14 protein-coding genes and 1 pseudogene are annotated in these 15,210 nt (G+C 67.6%); 2 read left to right on the top strand and 13 right to left on the bottom strand.

What is annotated here, in order from left to right:
• Positions 1-31: 31 nt before the first annotated feature.
• Positions 32-640, top strand: coding sequence for a HutD family protein (locus H4O10_RS13210; protein ID WP_005412516.1), 609 nt, complete (start codon positions 32-34; stop codon positions 638-640).
• Between the two features lie 193 nt (positions 641-833).
• Here the strand turns inward: H4O10_RS13210 and H4O10_RS13205 are convergent, their stop codons facing one another.
• From H4O10_RS13205 to H4O10_RS13145, 13 genes and pseudogenes are all read right to left on the bottom strand, one after another.
• Positions 834-2,438, bottom strand: coding sequence for a sulfite reductase subunit alpha (locus tag H4O10_RS13205; RefSeq protein ID WP_049430455.1), 1,605 nt, complete (start codon positions 2,436-2,438; stop codon positions 834-836).
• Complete coding sequence (locus tag H4O10_RS13200) at positions 2,435-3,406, bottom strand: FAD:protein FMN transferase (protein WP_049430462.1); 972 nt, start codon at positions 3,404-3,406, stop codon at positions 2,435-2,437. Before H4O10_RS13200 ends, H4O10_RS13205 begins: the two co-directional genes overlap by 4 nt.
• Positions 3,407-3,459: 53 nt before the next feature.
• The gene (locus H4O10_RS13195; RefSeq protein ID WP_005408419.1) at positions 3,460-4,263 is read right to left on the bottom strand and encodes a DUF4198 domain-containing protein; all 804 of its coding nucleotides are present in this window, start codon (positions 4,261-4,263) and stop codon (positions 3,460-3,462) included.
• 122 nt (positions 4,264-4,385) lie between these two features.
• A complete protein-coding gene (locus tag H4O10_RS13190) occupies positions 4,386-4,904 on the bottom strand; it encodes a DUF2271 domain-containing protein (RefSeq protein WP_005408420.1) in 519 nt (172 codons plus the stop codon).
• A gap of 26 nt (positions 4,905-4,930) precedes the next feature.
• Positions 4,931-5,569: a PepSY-associated TM helix domain-containing protein gene (locus H4O10_RS13185; RefSeq protein WP_005408421.1), complete on the bottom strand. Its 639-nt coding sequence runs from the start codon at positions 5,567-5,569 to the stop codon at positions 4,931-4,933.
• A gap of 230 nt (positions 5,570-5,799) precedes the next feature.
• Positions 5,800-8,220 (bottom strand): annotated as a pseudogene (locus H4O10_RS13180) (TonB-dependent receptor).
• Between the two features lie 146 nt (positions 8,221-8,366).
• Entirely contained in the window at positions 8,367-8,768 is a 402-nt protein-coding gene (locus tag H4O10_RS13175; RefSeq protein ID WP_049430448.1) for a hypothetical protein, read from the bottom strand.
• A 163-nt stretch (positions 8,769-8,931) separates the two neighbouring features.
• Positions 8,932-9,609 carry a Fe2+-dependent dioxygenase gene (locus H4O10_RS13170; RefSeq protein WP_049430447.1) on the bottom strand — a complete coding sequence of 226 codons (678 nt, stop codon included), beginning with the start codon at positions 9,607-9,609 and terminating at the stop codon, positions 8,932-8,934.
• 10 nt (positions 9,610-9,619) lie between these two features.
• Positions 9,620-10,339, bottom strand: coding sequence for a tetratricopeptide repeat protein (locus H4O10_RS13165; RefSeq protein WP_033835560.1), 720 nt, complete (start codon positions 10,337-10,339; stop codon positions 9,620-9,622).
• 68 nt (positions 10,340-10,407) lie between these two features.
• Positions 10,408-12,714 (bottom strand): TonB-dependent receptor, encoded by a 2,307-nt coding sequence (locus H4O10_RS13160; RefSeq protein ID WP_033835561.1) that lies wholly within the window; start codon positions 12,712-12,714, stop codon positions 10,408-10,410.
• Between the two features lie 152 nt (positions 12,715-12,866).
• Complete coding sequence (locus tag H4O10_RS13155; protein ID WP_005408427.1) at positions 12,867-13,271, bottom strand: hypothetical protein; 405 nt, start codon at positions 13,269-13,271, stop codon at positions 12,867-12,869.
• A gap of 201 nt (positions 13,272-13,472) precedes the next feature.
• On the bottom strand, positions 13,473-13,805 hold the full coding sequence (locus tag H4O10_RS13150; protein ID WP_005412525.1) for a non-heme iron oxygenase ferredoxin subunit: 333 nt from the start codon (positions 13,803-13,805) through the stop codon (positions 13,473-13,475).
• A complete protein-coding gene (locus H4O10_RS13145) occupies positions 13,802-14,341 on the bottom strand; it encodes a GNAT family N-acetyltransferase (protein WP_180845653.1) in 540 nt (179 codons plus the stop codon). The genes H4O10_RS13150 and H4O10_RS13145 overlap by 4 nt, the downstream gene beginning before the upstream one ends.
• Positions 14,342-14,570: 229 nt before the next feature.
• On the opposite strand from H4O10_RS13145, the gene H4O10_RS13140 reads away from it, so the two are divergent.
• Complete coding sequence (locus H4O10_RS13140; RefSeq protein ID WP_111118894.1) at positions 14,571-15,200, top strand: transposase; 630 nt, start codon at positions 14,571-14,573, stop codon at positions 15,198-15,200.
• The last annotated feature ends 10 nt before the right edge of the window (positions 15,201-15,210 follow it).

Genomic DNA, 15,210 nt, shown 5'->3' with positions numbered 1-15,210 from the left:
ACGACGGCGTGCGGCATGATGCAATGCGCCGATGAACATCGACTCCCTGCTGCACACTCCGAGCCAGGTGATCTCCAGCCTGGACTACCGCCGCGAACGTTGGCGCAACGGCCTGGGCTGGACCCGCGAGATCCTGCGCCTGCCCGCGCAGGGCGATGACTGGGCGCTGCGCCTGTCGGTGGCCGAAATCGAACAGGATGCCGCGTTCTCTGCCTTCCCCGGCGTGGAGCGCGAACTGGTGTTGCTGCAGGGCAATGGCGTGCGCCTGCGCTTCGACGATGGACGCGTGGCGGAAGTGCTGCCGCCACACGGACGAGTGCGGTTTGCTGGTGAGGAGACACTGCACGGGGAACTGGTCGATGGCACCACCCACGACTTCAACCTGATGTGGAAGCGCGAGCTGCTGCAGGCCGAACTGCTGCACCGGCCGCTGGTGGGCGCGATGTTCTTCTTCTGCGAACCGGGCGTGGCCTGGGCGCTGCATCTGCTGGCCGGTCAGGCGGAGTTTGGTGCCGACAGCGGGCTGCCGGCGTTGCAGGCGGGCGATACCGCATGGTTGGCGGCCGGCGAACGTCAGCGGCACGCATTGCAGGGCGGTGGCGAGTTGCTGGCGATACGGGTCAGTGCAGCAGCGGGATGATTCCTGGGCGCCGGTGGGCGCCATCCACGCATGGCGTGGCTGCGGCCGCCGATGCCGCGTCATGGTGCGAACCAAGGTTCGCACCCACCAGAAGCGGTTCGCACCCACCAGAACGCGGTTCGCACCCACAAGAGGGCGGTTCGCGGGCGTCGGTGCGTTCAGTAGATCCACGCCATGCGTGGATGGGGCAACCTCAATACACATCGCGCCGGTAACGACCGGCCAGCAACAGCGCTTCCTTGCCCGCAGTACCCAACACCTGCTCGATCACCGCATCCACCGCCGGGGCCATGCCCTGCAGGCTGCCGCAGACCAGGATCGTCGTGCCTTCATCCACCCACTGCCGCAGCGTTGCCGCTTCGGCCAGCAGCCGGTCCTGCACATAGCGATGCGCGCCGCCATCTCGGCTGAACACCGCATCCAGCCGCGCCAGCGTGCCGTCGGCCAGCATCGCCTGCAGTTCTTCACCGAAGTGGAAGTCGTGCGCGGCGGTGCGCTCGCCAAACAGCAGCCAGGTGCGGCGCGCGCCCTGCAGGGCACGTTCGTGCAGATGCGCGCGCAGGCCGGCGATGCCGGTGCCGTTGCCGATCAGCAGCAGCGGCACATCGGCGGGCACACCATGGAAATTGTCGTTGCGGCGCAGACGCAGCTGCACCGGTTCGTCGATGGCCGCGTGGTCGCACAGCCAGCCACTGCCGATGCCCGGTGTTCCATCGGCGCGCAGTTGGCGGCGCAGCAGCAGCTCCACCGCACCGTCGGCCATCACCGAGGCGATCGAGTACTCGCGGTGCGGCAGCGGCTGCAGGGTCGCCAGCAACGCAGGCAGATCACCCGGGGGAACCAATGAGGGCAGGTGCGAGCGCGCGACGCGTGCCAGCAACGTCTGTCCGTCATCCAGCACGATGTCCGCGTCAAAGCGTTGTGTGTCCAGCCAGGCACGCACGGTGTGCGATGCGTGCTGTGGGCCGATCTCGGCGATGTCACCGGCTTGCCATTGCGCATCTGCATCGGCTGGGGGTTGCAGGCGCAACCAATGCACGGGGCCGCCGGGGCTGCCCGGGTTCAGATGCTCGCGTTGCAGCAGCGTCCACGGCTGGTACTCGGCCGGACTCCAGTCGGGCAGTTCGCTGGCGTTACCGCCGAGTTGTCCCAGCAACTGCTGCCAATGACGCAGCGCCGCCGGATCGGCGTTGTCGACTTCGATTGCATCGAACAGTGGATGCGCGCCGTGCTGGCGCAGCCATTGGTCGAGCTGGTGACCGAATCCGCAGAAGTGGCCATAGCTGCGGTCGCCCAGTGCGAGCACGCCGTAGTGCAGATGCTGCAGCGAGGGCGGCGTGGCCATTACCCCGCGCAGGAACGGCAGGGCGTGGTCGGGCGGATCACCTTCGCCGGTGGTGCTGGCGATGAACAGCGCGCGCTGGCTGCCGGCCAGCAACACGGCGTCGACCTCATGCAGTCCGCGCACGCGCGCTGGCACGCCGGCTCCGCGCAGGGCCTCGGCACTGCGTTCGGCCAGTTCGCGGGCAAAGCCGGTCTGGCTGGACCAGGCCAGCAGGATGGGCGCGGAGTCTCCGCTTGCGGCACCGTCGCGCGGGCGCCCACGCCACCACAGCGCAACGCAGGCCAGCGCATACAGCGCCGTGGCGAGTACCGCGATCTGAGACTGCCGCGCCGGTGGCGCACCCTGCCACCACGCTTCACCGAGGTGCAGGCGCAGCAGCGCCCAGCCGATCAGCGCCAGCAGAAGCAGGACCAGCGCGTTGCCGAGCCACGCGCGCGACGGCCGGGTACTCATGGGCTCTGCTCGTCGAGCAGGCGCTGGAAGGCGCTGCTGAGGAATTCCTGCGGGCCGTCTGCTGCACGCTGCAGGTAGCGTGCAGCCAGGCCTTCGCGCTCGGCCAGCGCCATGCCCTGTTCGCGGCCCAGCACGGTCAACGCAGTGGCCCAGGCATCAGCATGCATCGCATCATCGGCAACCACCGTCACTGCCGCCGCAACCTGCCGCACCGGTCTGCCCGAACGCGGGTCCAGGCTGTGACTGTAGGCCTCGCCATCGACCTGGTACTGGTGCCAGCGATCGCCGGAGGTGGCCACCGCCTTGCCCTCCAGCGCCAGCACCCGCGGCGGGGTATTGGTGTGCGCATCTTCTTCCGGCGCGGACTCCACCAGCACGCGCCACGGCTGGCCGTCCGGTTTGCGGCCGTAGCCGGCCAGTTCGCCGCCGACTTCGACCAGCGCGGCAGTGATGCCCTGTGTGCGCAGCCACGCAGCGACATGGTCGACGCCAAAGCCCTTGGCGATCGCGGAGAGATCCAGTTCCAGCCCACCCGGTTGCAGCAGCGCATCGTCCTGCCACTGCAGGCGCTGCCAACCGCAGCGATCGCGCGTGGCCTGCAGGGTAGCGTCGTCGGGCTGGCGGCGTTCACCGGCATGTGCACCGAAGCCCCACAGGGCAACCAGCGGACCGAGGGTGGGATCGAAGGCACCGCCACTGGCGGAAGCGATGGCCTGTGCGCAGGCCAGAACGTGGCGGGTCTCGGCCGGCAGCACGCACCATTGGCCCGCGTCGGCGCGGTTGTAGCGGCTCAGGTCCGAACCGGGCTCCCAGGTACTCATCTGCGCGACCACTTCGTCCAGCCGCGCCTGGATGCCGGCGTGCAGCGGGTGCAGGTCGCGCTGGCGCGGCGCGACCAGCGACACGCTCCAGGTGGTGCCCATGGTGGTGCCGCCGAGGCGGGCGATGTCGAGCAGGGAATCGGTCATGGTGATGCGTTGCGGGTGCGATGCCGGGCTGCCCGGCATCGCGGTCCGCGTCATTACTGCGGCAGCACTTCCAGCGTGGCGACGTAGCTCAGGCGGCGCTTGGCGGCCTGCTTCACCGACGTCTTGTTGTCCTCGGTGCCGGTTTCCAGCCAGTACATGCCGGCTTCCGGCCAGGTCACCTTGATCTCGCCCTTGGCATCGCTGGTGACCTTCAGCTCGTCCTGTGCGTTGCGGTAGCGGGTGGCACCACGCACGATCTCGAATTCCAGGCCAGCCGCCGGCTTGCCATCGACGAGCACGCGGAAGGTGGCTTCCTCGCCGGCGAACAGATCGTTCGGGTGGCCGACGGCGACCAGCTCGATGCCACGGTTGGTCGGCTTCAGCGCAGTATCGTTCGGCGCGCCGTTGGTGACGAAGGTCTCCACGCGGCCGACTGACTGGCTCACTTCCAGCTTCTTCGCGTCCTTCGGCAGTTCGCCGAAGGTGGCGACGCTGCCGCGCCAGCGCTTGCGCTCGCCGTTCTGCTCGTAGGTGGCGAACAGGCCGTCATTGACCGACGCGATGCGGTAGGTGCCCGGCTGCTTCAGTTCGATGTCGAACACGCTGCGGTACTTGCCGGTGGATGCGTTCTGCGGCTGCACGGTGCTGCCGTCCGGCGCGGTGATCACCAGCGATTCCAGGCGCAGCGGCACGTGGTTGAAGTAGAACAGGTCGTTGGAGACCGCACCGTCGACGGTGATCCACGGCGCGTTGCCGGCGATCACGGTCTGCGAGGGCAGCAGCCAGGCCTTGTGGGCCAGGGCGGAGAAGGGAAGGGCAGCGGCCAGGGCGGCGGCGAGGACGAGCGTGCGCTTCATGCGGAAGACTCCAGTTGGAAGGGGTCGGATCCCTTTCCATCGGAAAGGGCTCTGACCCCGGGGGATACGGCGATGGGGTCAGAGCCCTTCCTGCGGAAGGGATCCGACCCCGGCTCAGGCAGTTATGGTTTGACGGCGAGGGTGACCTGGCCCAGTTCGGTGGCGCCCTGCGCCTTGCCGTTCTGCGCGGCGGTAGCTGGCCAGGTGAAGGGGATCTTCAGCAGCTCGCGGCCGCCGACTTCGCGCACCGCTTCCACCACCAGGGTGTAGTTGCCCGGGGCCAGCTGCTTCAGTGCCGGCTGCCTGTCGTTGAACGACAGCGCGTGCTTGCCGGCCGGGCGGGTCGGGCCGGTCACGCCGTCCACCGGCACCTGCAGGGTGCGGCCACTCTTGCGCCACCACTGGCGCAGGTCGGGCAACCACTTGGTGCCGTGGCCTTCGCTGTTGCTGGTCTGCTGGTACCAGACCGAGAGGTTGGCCGCGACCTTCTGGTCCGCGCCTTCCAGCCACACGGCCACATACGGCCGGTGGTATTCGGCCACGTTGAGCTTGGGCACTTCGACGTTGATGTCGAGGGTGGTGGCATAGGCCGGCGAGGTGGCCAGCAGGCCGCTGAGGGCGATGGTCAGGGTGACGCGCATGGGGCGGCTCCGGAAACGGGGAAAAGTCAGTGGATCAGCAACAGGGCGATCAGCAGCGGGATCATCAGGCCGAGGCCGACCAGCGGCCAGGTCATGCGCCGCTGCCGCGCATGCAGGTGCAGCAGGAACAGGCCGGTGATGCAGAACACCAGGCAGGCCACGGCGAACAGGTCCAGGAACCAGCCCCACGCCGGGCCCGCGTTGCGGCCCTTGTGCAGGTCGTTGAGGTAGGACACCGCGCCGCGCGAGGTCGATTCGTATTCCACCGCGCCGGTCTCGCGATCGATGCTCAGCCAGGCGTCGCCACCGGGGCGCGGCAGCGACAGGTAGATCTCTTCGGGCGACCACTCGGCCGGTCGCCCGCCGATGGCGATGCCCAGCTGCGTGTCCAGCCATTGCCGGGCAGGGCGCGGAATCGGTGCGTTGCCGTCTTCGCGCGTGCCGAGCTGTCCAAGCAGCGCGGCCGGCAGTTCCAGATGCTGGTTCTGCACCTCGGGCTTGGCCTCGATCTTCGCGGCATGGTTGAGGGTCAGGCCGGTCACCGCGAACAGCAGCATGCCGATCAGGCACACCGCCGAGCTGATCCAGTGCCACTGGTGCAGCGTCCGCAGCCAGAAGCCACGGTTCTGTTGCTGCTGCACGGTGGAAGAGGCAGGACGGCTCACGGCACGGTTCGAGGCGGACGCGGACTGCCCATTACATCATTGATGAGAATAGCTCGCAATTGCGTGTCGTTCTGTATCCCGGGAGCAGGCATTGCGGGTTGCCGGCCAGCGGCCGGCACTACCGATCGGTAGATCCAGGCCATGCGTGGATGAAGCGGTGCCGACCAAGGTCGGCACCCACCAGGGCAGGGCAATGCCGGCCAGTGGCCGGCACTGCCGGTGCGCGGCGATCAGAACTTCGCGTTCAACGAAATCCAGTAGCTGCGGCGCTGGTCCTTGGTCGCGTAGTCATCCACGCAACTGAACTCGCTGGGATTGAGCAGCAGGCACGACTGCGAAACGAAGTCCTTGTCGAACAGGTTGTTGACCCGTGCATTGACCGTCAGCCACGGCGTAGCCTTCCAGCTGCCCCCCAGGTGGAAGATCGTGTAGTCCTCGTAATAGCGCACGTGGCGGGTGCCGGCACTGTCGATGAGGGTGTCGCGATAGCGGTCGTAGCGGCCTTCGCCGATCAGCGACAGGCTGATCGCTTCGTTGATCTGCCAGTTGAGGCTGGCGTTGGCCATGTGCTTTGCCGGCGTGGTGCCTGAGATCGGGCGTCCCTTGTCGGGGCCGCTGGTCTGCTCGCTCCTGGTCCAGGTGTAGTTGCCGCGCAGCTGCAGGGTGTCGAGCAGGTCGACATGACCGGCCAGTTCCGCGCCGCGGGTCTCGGCCTTGTCGATGTTCACGCTCTGGGTGAAGGTGCTGTAGCCCAGTGCTGCCCAGCCTGGGCCGATGTCCACGCAGTAGCCGCTGCCGGCGCGCGCCACTTCGCAGTTCGGGAACGTTCCGCCGCTGGCGATCTTGTCTTCGAACGTGTTGAAGAAGCCGGTGACGTTGAAGCCCCAGCGCTGGCCTTCGTAATAGGCGGCCAGCTCGTAGTTGGTGCTGGTTTCAGGCTTGAGGTTCGGGGAACCGACCAGCGGCAGCACGCCCTGGCCACCAAAGCCGGTGATGCCCGGGAACAACTGGTCCGGTCGCGGGGTCTTGTAGCCGGTGCTGACGCCACCCTTGAAGGTCCACGCATCGCTGGCGTTCCACACCAGTTAGCCACGCGGACTGACGTGGCTGCCGAACACGTTGTGGTCGTCGTAGCGCAGGCCGAAGGTAGCGGTGAGGGTATCGGTCAGCGCCCAGTTGTCCTCGGCGAACAGCGCCCACATGCGGTGCTTCTGCCTGGTGTTGCTCCGATAACCGGCGCCATCCATGCCGAACACGCCGTCGATCATGTCGGTGTCGTTGTACTGGCCGCCGACGGTCAGCTTGTGCGCGCCGAAGTCGAGGTCGAGCATCGTGTCGAGCACGTAGCCCTCCAGTTCCATGGTGCGCAGCGGACGCGGCAGGAACGCCTGCAGGCGCGCCATCTCGCTCGGGTTGAGCGCGGCCAGGGCATTGCCACGGCCGGCCGCACAGTTGTTGGCGGCACCGGTGCGGCGGCAGACGTCATTCCACAGCGTCTGCAGGTTGGCGCGCTCGTCCAGGGTCAGTGGCAGCGAACGACCGAGGTTGCTGCTCTTGCTGTGGGTCAGTGAGGTCTGCCAGGTGCCGAAGCTGTAGCGGCCCTGGTGGGTCAGCGACAGCTGATCGCGCTCATAGCGCTGGTAGGCGGTGTAGCCGACGCGCGGCTGCACCACGCGGCGGGTGACGGTGCCGCTGCCGTTCGGGTTGGGGATGACCGCATTGCCGACACGCCACAGGCTGGCCAGGCTGTCCAGCGTGCCGGTCTGGCCTTCGCTGTTGTCGTACTTCTGCCGCGACACGTCGTAGTCCAGCCACAGTTCGTGGTCATCGTTGACCCGGAAGTCCAGGCGCACGCCGGTATTCCAGTTGGTGTTGGCCACCGACTTGCCACCGCCGCCGAAGCCGATGCTGCGCTCCCACAGACTGCCGTCGGGCAGGGTCAGTGCATCCCACTCCGGGTTCGATGCCTTGGCATCGTAGTAGCTGCCGCGCAGCGCCAGGCTGAGGCGGTCCTTCAGCAGCGGGCCGCTGAGGTACAGGTCGGTGGTGCGCGCATCACCGAACTGGTCGTCCTGCTGCACGGTGAAGCCCTGGGTTACGGCGCCATGCCAGCGGTCCTGGTTGCGACGGGTGATGATGTTGATCACGCCGCCCATCGCGTCCGAGCCGTACAGCGTGGACATCGGGCCGCGCACGACTTCGATGCGCTCGATCGCGTCCAGCGGCGGCAGGTAGGCGAACTGGCCGCCACCGAAGTTGTTCGGGTACAGCTGGCCGACATTGCTCTGGCGGCGGCCGTCGATCAGCACCAGGGTGTATTCGGACGGCAGGCCGCGCATGGAGATGGTGGCGCGGCCGTTCTTGTCGGTGGCCTCCAGGCCGACGTCGATGCCTTCGACGTCGCGCAGCGCATCGACCAGGTTGGTGTAGGGGCGCTTGCTGAGTTCTTCGCGGCTGACCACGCTGATGCTGGCCGGTGCATCGACCACCTTCTGCTCGAAGCCGGAGGCGGTGACCACCACCTTGTCCAGCGTCTGTGGCGCGCCGGAAGCGTCACCGTGGGCGAAGGCAGGGGCGGTCATGGCCGCCAGCACGGCGCTGGTCAGCAGGGTACGGGACAGGGACGAACGGACACGATGGCGCTGGGCCATGGCAGTAACCTCGAAGGATGCAGGGTGGTGCGATGCCAGGCGCGAACGTCGCGGCATGCACGGGGAGGCCCGGTCAGGGGCGGCAGGGATGAAGCAGGCAGCAACGCGCGGGCGCGACCGCGCAGGCGGTCACGCGGGGCCGTGAATCAGGCGAGCGGCGGCGCCTGGCCGCGTTGCTGGCGGCGCCCGGGCGCATCGGCCCAGGGCGTGTCCGGAGCGGCCAGCGGCCAGTCCGGGCGCACGCCGGGCATGGCCGGCGTGGCGGGTACGAGTTCAAGCTCGGTGCGCAGCCATTGGCTGGCCAGCAGCAACGGCGGGCGTGCCTTCTCGGCTGATTTCACCGGAGCGGCAGCACAGCGGCGCAGCTTGGCCGGTGCCTCTTCCTGCAAGGTGCCTTCGCCACCGCGCTCTTCCAGCGGCATCTGCACGGCCATTCCGGCCTGGCCGTGTGGCAGCAGCGGCAGGGTGCCCAGCAGCAAGGCCAGCATCGCCACCCACGCCAGCAGGCTGGCCAGCGCAGGACGCTGGCCGCGCATGGCGGTGCCCATTTTGCGATGGATGAGTGGACGAGGGCGAAGCGGGCGCAGCAAGCAGGGGTCCCAGGGGTCTGCCGGCAGCGGCCGGCATCAACGGGGCGTGATTGTAATGAGAGCTGTTAGCTGTTGCAAATGAGAATGATTGCCAAAATTTCGCAGGCCAGCCCGACCGGGCTCAGACCTCGCTCCAGCGCCGCAGCAGGTTGTGGTACACGCCGGTCAGCTGCAGCACCGCCCCGGCGTCGCCGCCAGTCTGCCGCAGGCGCTCGATCGAGCCGTCCATTTCCCATAGCAGGCGGCGCTGCACATCGTCGCGGACCATGCTCTGCACCCAGAAGAACGAGGCCACGCGCGCTCCGGCGGTGACGGGGCGCACCTGGTGCAGGCTGCTGGACGGGTACACGATCAGGTCGCCGGCCGGCAGCTTCACTTCGTGCTCGCCGTAGGTGTCGCTGATGATCAGTTCGCCGCCCTCGTACTCGTCCGGCGCCGACAGGAACAGGGTGCAGGAAATGTCCGAACGCAGCTGTTCGCCGTTGGCCAGGTTCATCACCGCGCCATCAACATGGAAGCCATAGGTGCCGCCACCGCTGTAGCGGTTGAAGCGCGGCGGCAGGTATTTCAGCGGCAGCGCGGCGCTGAAGAACAGCGGGTGCCGGGCCAGCGCGACGAGGATGATCTCGCCCAGTTCGCGGCGCAGCGGTGAGGCCTCGGGCAGCTGCTGGTTGTGCTTGGCCTGCGCGCCCAGATGGCCGACGGTTTCGCGGCCATCGGTCCAGTCGGCGGCATCCAGTCGGCGGCGAAAGTCGGCCACCTGGTCGGCGCTGAGAATGTCGGGGATGTGCAGCAGCATGCGGGACTCCTCAGAGGGACGGCGGCGCGACCAGGGCGCGCACCTGTGGATGCGGCGACGCGGCCAGTTCCGGCACGATGTGCGCCATGAACGCCGGGCTGCCGTGGGCCAGTGCGCGCCGCAGCCAGTGCACGGCCTGCTCGACCTGGCCGGCCTGCAGCAGGATCGAGGCGTAGTTGGCCTGGCCGCGGAAATCACCGGCTTCGGCCGCGCGCTGGTACCAGCCCAGGGCTGCCTGCGGATCGGGTGCGGTATCCAGCCCGTCTTCGAGGTGGCGGGCCAGCAGGTTCATCGATTTGGCATGGCCCAGGTGTGCGGCACGGGTGTACAGGGCCAGTGCCTGTGCGCGGTCCTGGGTCACGCCGCGGCCGGTGGCCAGCAGGTTGGCCAGGTTGTACAGGCCCCAGTCCAGGCCGGTGTCGGCCGCGCGCCGGTACCACACCGCGGCCAGCACCGGGTCGGGTGCGGTGCCCTGGCCCAGTTCGTGGCAGCGGCCCAGCATGTTCATCGCCATCGGCGCGCCGTTGTTGGCGGCGGTTTCGTACCAGAGCCGTGCCGCCGAGGCGTCCTGTGCGGTGCCTTTGCCTTCCATGTGCATCTGCGCGAGCAGCAGTTGTGCCTCGACCTGTCCGGCCTGCGCGGCGTCGCGCACGCGTGCGAAGGCAGCCTGCGGATCGTGCTGCAGCAGCGCGGCCAGAGCATCGCTGTCGATGGGGGTACGGGTTGCCATGGGGTGAGTATCGCCGGAAACAAAAACGGCGGCAGGAGAGCCTGCCGCCGTGGTGGAGCGCAGTTACATCAGAACTTCACGTTCAGTGCCAGGGTGGCCGAGCGACCCGGGGCGATGCTCGCGTAGTGCGAGGCATAGGCCTTGGTGAAGTAGGTCTTGTCGGTCAGGTTCTGCACGTTGAGCTGCAGGCTGATGTTGTCCTGGATCGCGTAGCTGGCCATCGCGTCGAAGCGGGTGTAGCTGGCAATCCACTTGGTGTTGGCGACGTCACCGTACTGCTTGTCCGAGTAGAACGCACCGGCGCCGATGGTCAGGCCGATCGGGAAGCGGTAGGTGGTCCACAGGTTGGCGCTGTGCTTGGCGGTGTTCGGGAACACGTTGCCGTTGTTCGGCGACGGCACGTAGACGTTGGACGGGCAGGTGCGGCCCACCGGTGCGCCACAGACGAAACCGTTGTCCTTCAGTTCCGAGTCCAGGTAGGTGTAGCCGCCGTACAGGCTCCAGGCATCGGTCAGCTGGCCGGTGAAGCCCAGCTCAAAGCCGTTGATTTCCTTCTTGCCGGCGTTCTGGCTGGTGCCGTTGTCGATGGTCACGCGTGCGTTGTTCATCACGGTGTGGAAGATCGCTGCGGTCAGGTTCAGGCGCTTGTCGAACAGGTCCCACTTGGTGCCCAGTTCGAGGTTCCTGGTGTCCTGCGGCTTGAGGTCGGCCACGGCGGCGCTCAGGCCGTCCGAACCGTCGCCACCGTCCATGCCCGGCGGGGTCGAGGAGGTGCCCCAGGACAGGTAGATGCTGCCGTTGGCGGCCGGCTTGAACACCACGCCGGCCTGGTAGTTCAGGAAGTCGTTGCTGTTGCGCACGCGGGTCGGTGCCTTGCCGGCCACCGGAGTGGTCAGGGTGGTACGGAAGTCGTCGTAGCGAAGGCCGAGGTTGATCATCCACTGCTCATTGAGCTCGATGGTGTCGAACACGTAGGCCGAGGTGGTCTTGGTGCGCTGCTCGACGTCCAGTGCCTTGTCGCTGCGATAGACGATCTGACCGGCCGCCCATGGATCGTTCGGGTTCGGATTGTTGAAGTCGGTGCAGTTGTAGCCGGTGGCCGCGCCGGACACCTGGCAGCGAGTGCTGTTGGCGCTGTTTTCAAGGGGATTGGCGGTGCCCGGCGACATCAGGTAGCTGCCACGGGTCATCTTCTCGTCGCTGTACTCCACGCCCGCGCTGTAGCTGTGCTTGAGCGCGCCGGTCTGGAACGCACCGGTCAGGCCCAGCTGGTCGGCGAAGCTCTTGACGTCGACCGCACGGGTGTTGGTGCGACGCCACAAGGTGCCGTACAGGTTGGGGTTGCCCTTGCTGTCGTCCGGCTGGGTCCACAGGTAGTCGTTGCTGGTGTTGCCCAGGCGCGCGATGTTGCGCAGCTTGTGGCCACCGAAGTCGTAGCTGGCATCCAGGGTGCTGATGTCGGCGCGGGTGCGCTGGAAGTCACGGTCGACCAGACCGTAGTAGTTGTTGCGGTCCGGCACCATCGGGCGGCCATCACCATTCTTGGCCACGTTCGGGCCGCTGGAGAACGGATTGCTGTAGGGGAAGCCACCCGCATCGGGCAGGTCATCGCTCTGCATGTGGTAGTGGCTGGCGATCAGCTGCGCCGGGCCGTTCAGGCCGAACGCGATCGACGGCGCGATGCCCCAGCGGCTGACGTTGGCGGCGTCGCGGCCGGCGATGTCCGACTCGTGCTTCATCAGGTTCAGGCGGGCGGCGATGCCGTCGCCCAGCACGTAGTTGGCGTCCACGGTGCCGCGCGCGTAGCTGTCGGTGCCGATGCCCATGCTGGCGCTGGTCTCGTTCTTCAGCTTCGGCGTCTTGCTCACCAGATTCAGGCTGCCACCACCGGAGTCACGGCCGCCGTAGGCCGAGCTCGGGCCCTTGACCACTTCCACCTGCTCCAGGTCGAAGATCTCGCGGGTCTGCGAGCCGACGTCGCGCAGTCCGTCGACGAACACGTTGCTCTGCGAATCGAAGCCACGGATGAAGGGGCGGTCACCGGTCGGGTTGCCGCCTTCGCCGGCACCGAAGGTGATGCCCGGCACCATGCGCAGCGCATCCTGCAGGTTGGTCGCACCGGTTTCGGCGATCAGCTTCTCCGACACGATCGACACCGACTTCGGGGTGTCCAGCAGCTCGGCGGTGAACTTCGGCGAGGACGGGTTGAACCAGCTGCCGCGCACCTGCACCTTGTCCAGCTCGGTGGCGTTGCGGGAACCGGCGTCGGCGCCGTCGGCAGCCTGCGCAGCCAGCGGAGCAAAGCCCGCGGCCAGGGTGGCGGTGGCGAGCAGGGAAACGCGCGGGGCGTGCTTGCGGGACGTGATGTGGGTCATGACTGTGGGTAGTGGCTTGGATCGGGAAAGGGCGAGCGCGAGCCGGCGCAGATGGGCATGCGGCGACAGGCGGGAAGTGGGTGCTGTAGAGCCGAGCCAGGCTCGGCTGGCGGGAAACGCAATCAGGCGCACGGCAACGGCCGCAGGGCGCCTCAGCTGGCGTGCGGTGCGGGCGGTGCGTGGCCGGGGTTCAACCGCAGCGCGGGATCATGCAACTGCCAGCGCAGGGCATCGGAGCGCCATAGCGGGATACGCGCGACCAGAGCGGCGCGTGCAGGGACCAGACCGGTGCAGGGCGAGGTGCCCTCGCCATCGAACGGAGGCTCCGGTGCTGGTGCGGCGTGCTGCGGGCATTCGTCGGCTGGCGGTTGCGGCAGCGGCATCGCCTGCAGAAGATCTTCAGCGTGTGCCTGCCAGCCGTGCGCGGCCGGATCGCCGCCACGCCCTTCGTGCAAGGCCGACCAGCCCAGCAGCAACGTCAGCAGCACGGCCACGAGCAGTGGCCACCCTTGGCGGGCGAGCTGGCACAGCGTGGCGGTGGGCGCGGGCGAAGCCATGGCGCAGGGGCGATGTCGTTACGAAGATGTTACGTAGAATAACATCAACGATAATGATTCGCATATGCGCAATCGGGTTGCCGATCTGGATGGCCTGGAAGGGCCTTGGAGGGCCCCCCAGTGCACTTCAGTGGATCCGCCCCATGGGTGCATGCTCTCCCGCGAGGCGCCCTCTGGGGGCTCTCCGGGCCGGGCGCCGCCTCAATCCCGGTCGTCGCGGGTCCAGACCGCGTCGTGCTCGCGCTTCACCGGGAACTTGGGCACAGGGCTGTAGGCCGGGGCGCACAGGGCGCGGCCATCGCGCACGTCGAAGCGCGCGCCGTGCAGCACGCACTCCACGCTGCCTTCCGTCGTGTTGAACTCGCCCGAGGACAGTTCGAACTCTTCATGAGTGCACTGGTCTTCCAGGGCGTACAGCTCACCGTCCAGGTTGAACACCACGATCGGCGTGCCGGTCACTTCGTCGAACACGCTCTTCATTTCACCCGGCAGCAGCTCGTTGCCGGCACAGACAAAGGTCCAGGCCTCGCTCACGCGGTGGCTCCGTTCAGCGGCTTTTCCAGGATCTCGAAGCGCAGGTCGTCGCGCTTCGGGATGCCGAAGCGTTCGTCGCCATACGGGAACGGCTTCTTGATGCCGGTACGGCTGTAGCCGCGGCGCTCGTAGAAGGCGATCAGCTCGTCGCGCACGTCGATGACGGTCATCTGCATCACCGGTACGTTCCATTCGCGCGCGGCGTGTGCTTCGGCGGCATCCATCAGCTGCTTGCCGACGCCGCCGCCCTGCTGGGCCGGATCGACCGAGAACATGCCGAAGTAGCCCTTGCCGTCGACATCGGCGACGTGGGCGCAGGCCACCAGCTGGTCCCCGCGCTCGGCCAGCAGCATGGTGGAGCGCGGGCGGTCGAGGTCGGCCTGGATGCCTTCGGCGTCGATGCGGGCGCCATCCAGCAGGTCGGCTTCGGTGGTCCAGCCAACGCGGCTGGCGTCGCCACGGTAGGCCGAGGTGACGAGGGCGATCAGGGCGGGGATGTCGGCCGGCGTGGCGGCGCGGAAGGTCAGGGTGCTCATGGCCCCATTCTAGGTGGGGCGTGGGCGGGCGCAAATGGGGGGAGGGGGCAGATCCCTTTCGCAACGCGGAGGAGCTCTGCCCCCGGCGTCTACTGACCCAACGGCAGGCCATGGACCGACTGGCACGGGCGCGGAATCGGCGGATGCTCGGGGTCGGATCCCTTTGCGCAGCGAAGGGCTCTGACCCCCTGTTACCAGGAGCAGGCCATGCCGAGGCCACGACGGGTCGATGCACCCGGATACCCGCAAACATGTCGTCCAGCGCGGCAACAATCGCCAGCCCGTGTTCTTCACCGATGGCGACCGCGCCGCCTGCCTTCGCCTGCTGTGTCATCACGCGCACCAGCAGCATTGCCGGGTTCACGCCTATGTGTTGATGGGCAACCACGTCCATCTTCTGGCAACGCCTGATGTCTGCGGCGGGCTGTCAACGATGATGCAGGCCGTGAGCCGGGCCTACGTACGTCGGGTGAATGATCGGCAGGGCCGCACCGGCACGTTATGGGAGGGGCGCTTCCACTCCACGGTGGTGGATTCGGATCGCTATCTGCTGGCCTGCCAGCGCTACATAGAGCTCAACCCGGTTCGGGCGGGGAAGGTGGCGCATCCCGGCGACTATCGTTGGTCCAGCTATCGCGCCAATGCGCGTGGCAGGCCCAATGCGCTGCTCGAGCCGCATTCGGCATTCGAGCTGATGGGTTCTGATGCGGATGAACGGCGCAGGCGCTATGTGGAGTTCATCGAGGCGGGCATTCCGGCGGGGGATCTGCTGGCGATCCGGCGGGCATTGCAGTCGCAACGGCGGCTGTCGGGAATGCTGGTGGGGTCAGATCCCTTTCGCGTCGCGAAAGGGACCTGACCCCGGTGTG

It is taken from the genome of Stenotrophomonas sp. I18B00994 (assembly GCF_014145825.1).
In the GTDB taxonomy this organism is placed as follows: domain Bacteria; phylum Pseudomonadota; class Gammaproteobacteria; order Xanthomonadales; family Xanthomonadaceae; genus Stenotrophomonas; species Stenotrophomonas maltophilia.
This window is presented reverse-complemented; position numbering and strand designations above follow the sequence as displayed.

Bases quoted from the DNA above. Each gene is read 5' to 3' on its own strand.
- H4O10_RS13210 (WP_005412516.1), top strand. From the start codon at position 32: ATGAACATCGACTCCCTGCTGCACACTCCGAGCCAGGTGATCTCCAGC.
- H4O10_RS13205 (WP_049430455.1), bottom strand. From the start codon at position 2,438: ATGAGTACCCGGCCGTCGCGCGCGTGGCTCGGCAACGCGCTGGTCCTG.
- H4O10_RS13200 (WP_049430462.1), bottom strand. From the start codon at position 3,406: ATGACCGATTCCCTGCTCGACATCGCCCGCCTCGGCGGCACCACCATG.
- H4O10_RS13195 (WP_005408419.1), bottom strand. From the start codon at position 4,263: ATGAAGCGCACGCTCGTCCTCGCCGCCGCCCTGGCCGCTGCCCTTCCC.
- H4O10_RS13190 (WP_005408420.1), bottom strand. From the start codon at position 4,904: ATGCGCGTCACCCTGACCATCGCCCTCAGCGGCCTGCTGGCCACCTCG.
- H4O10_RS13175 (WP_049430448.1), bottom strand. From the start codon at position 8,768: ATGGGCACCGCCATGCGCGGCCAGCGTCCTGCGCTGGCCAGCCTGCTG.
- H4O10_RS13170 (WP_049430447.1), bottom strand. From the start codon at position 9,609: ATGCTGCTGCACATCCCCGACATTCTCAGCGCCGACCAGGTGGCCGAC.
- H4O10_RS13165 (WP_033835560.1), bottom strand. From the start codon at position 10,339: ATGGCAACCCGTACCCCCATCGACAGCGATGCTCTGGCCGCGCTGCTG.
- H4O10_RS13160 (WP_033835561.1), bottom strand. From the start codon at position 12,714: ATGACCCACATCACGTCCCGCAAGCACGCCCCGCGCGTTTCCCTGCTC.
- H4O10_RS13155 (WP_005408427.1), bottom strand. From the start codon at position 13,271: ATGGCTTCGCCCGCGCCCACCGCCACGCTGTGCCAGCTCGCCCGCCAA.
- H4O10_RS13145 (WP_180845653.1), bottom strand. From the start codon at position 14,341: ATGAGCACCCTGACCTTCCGCGCCGCCACGCCGGCCGACATCCCCGCC.
- H4O10_RS13140 (WP_111118894.1), top strand. From the start codon at position 14,571: ATGCACCCGGATACCCGCAAACATGTCGTCCAGCGCGGCAACAATCGC.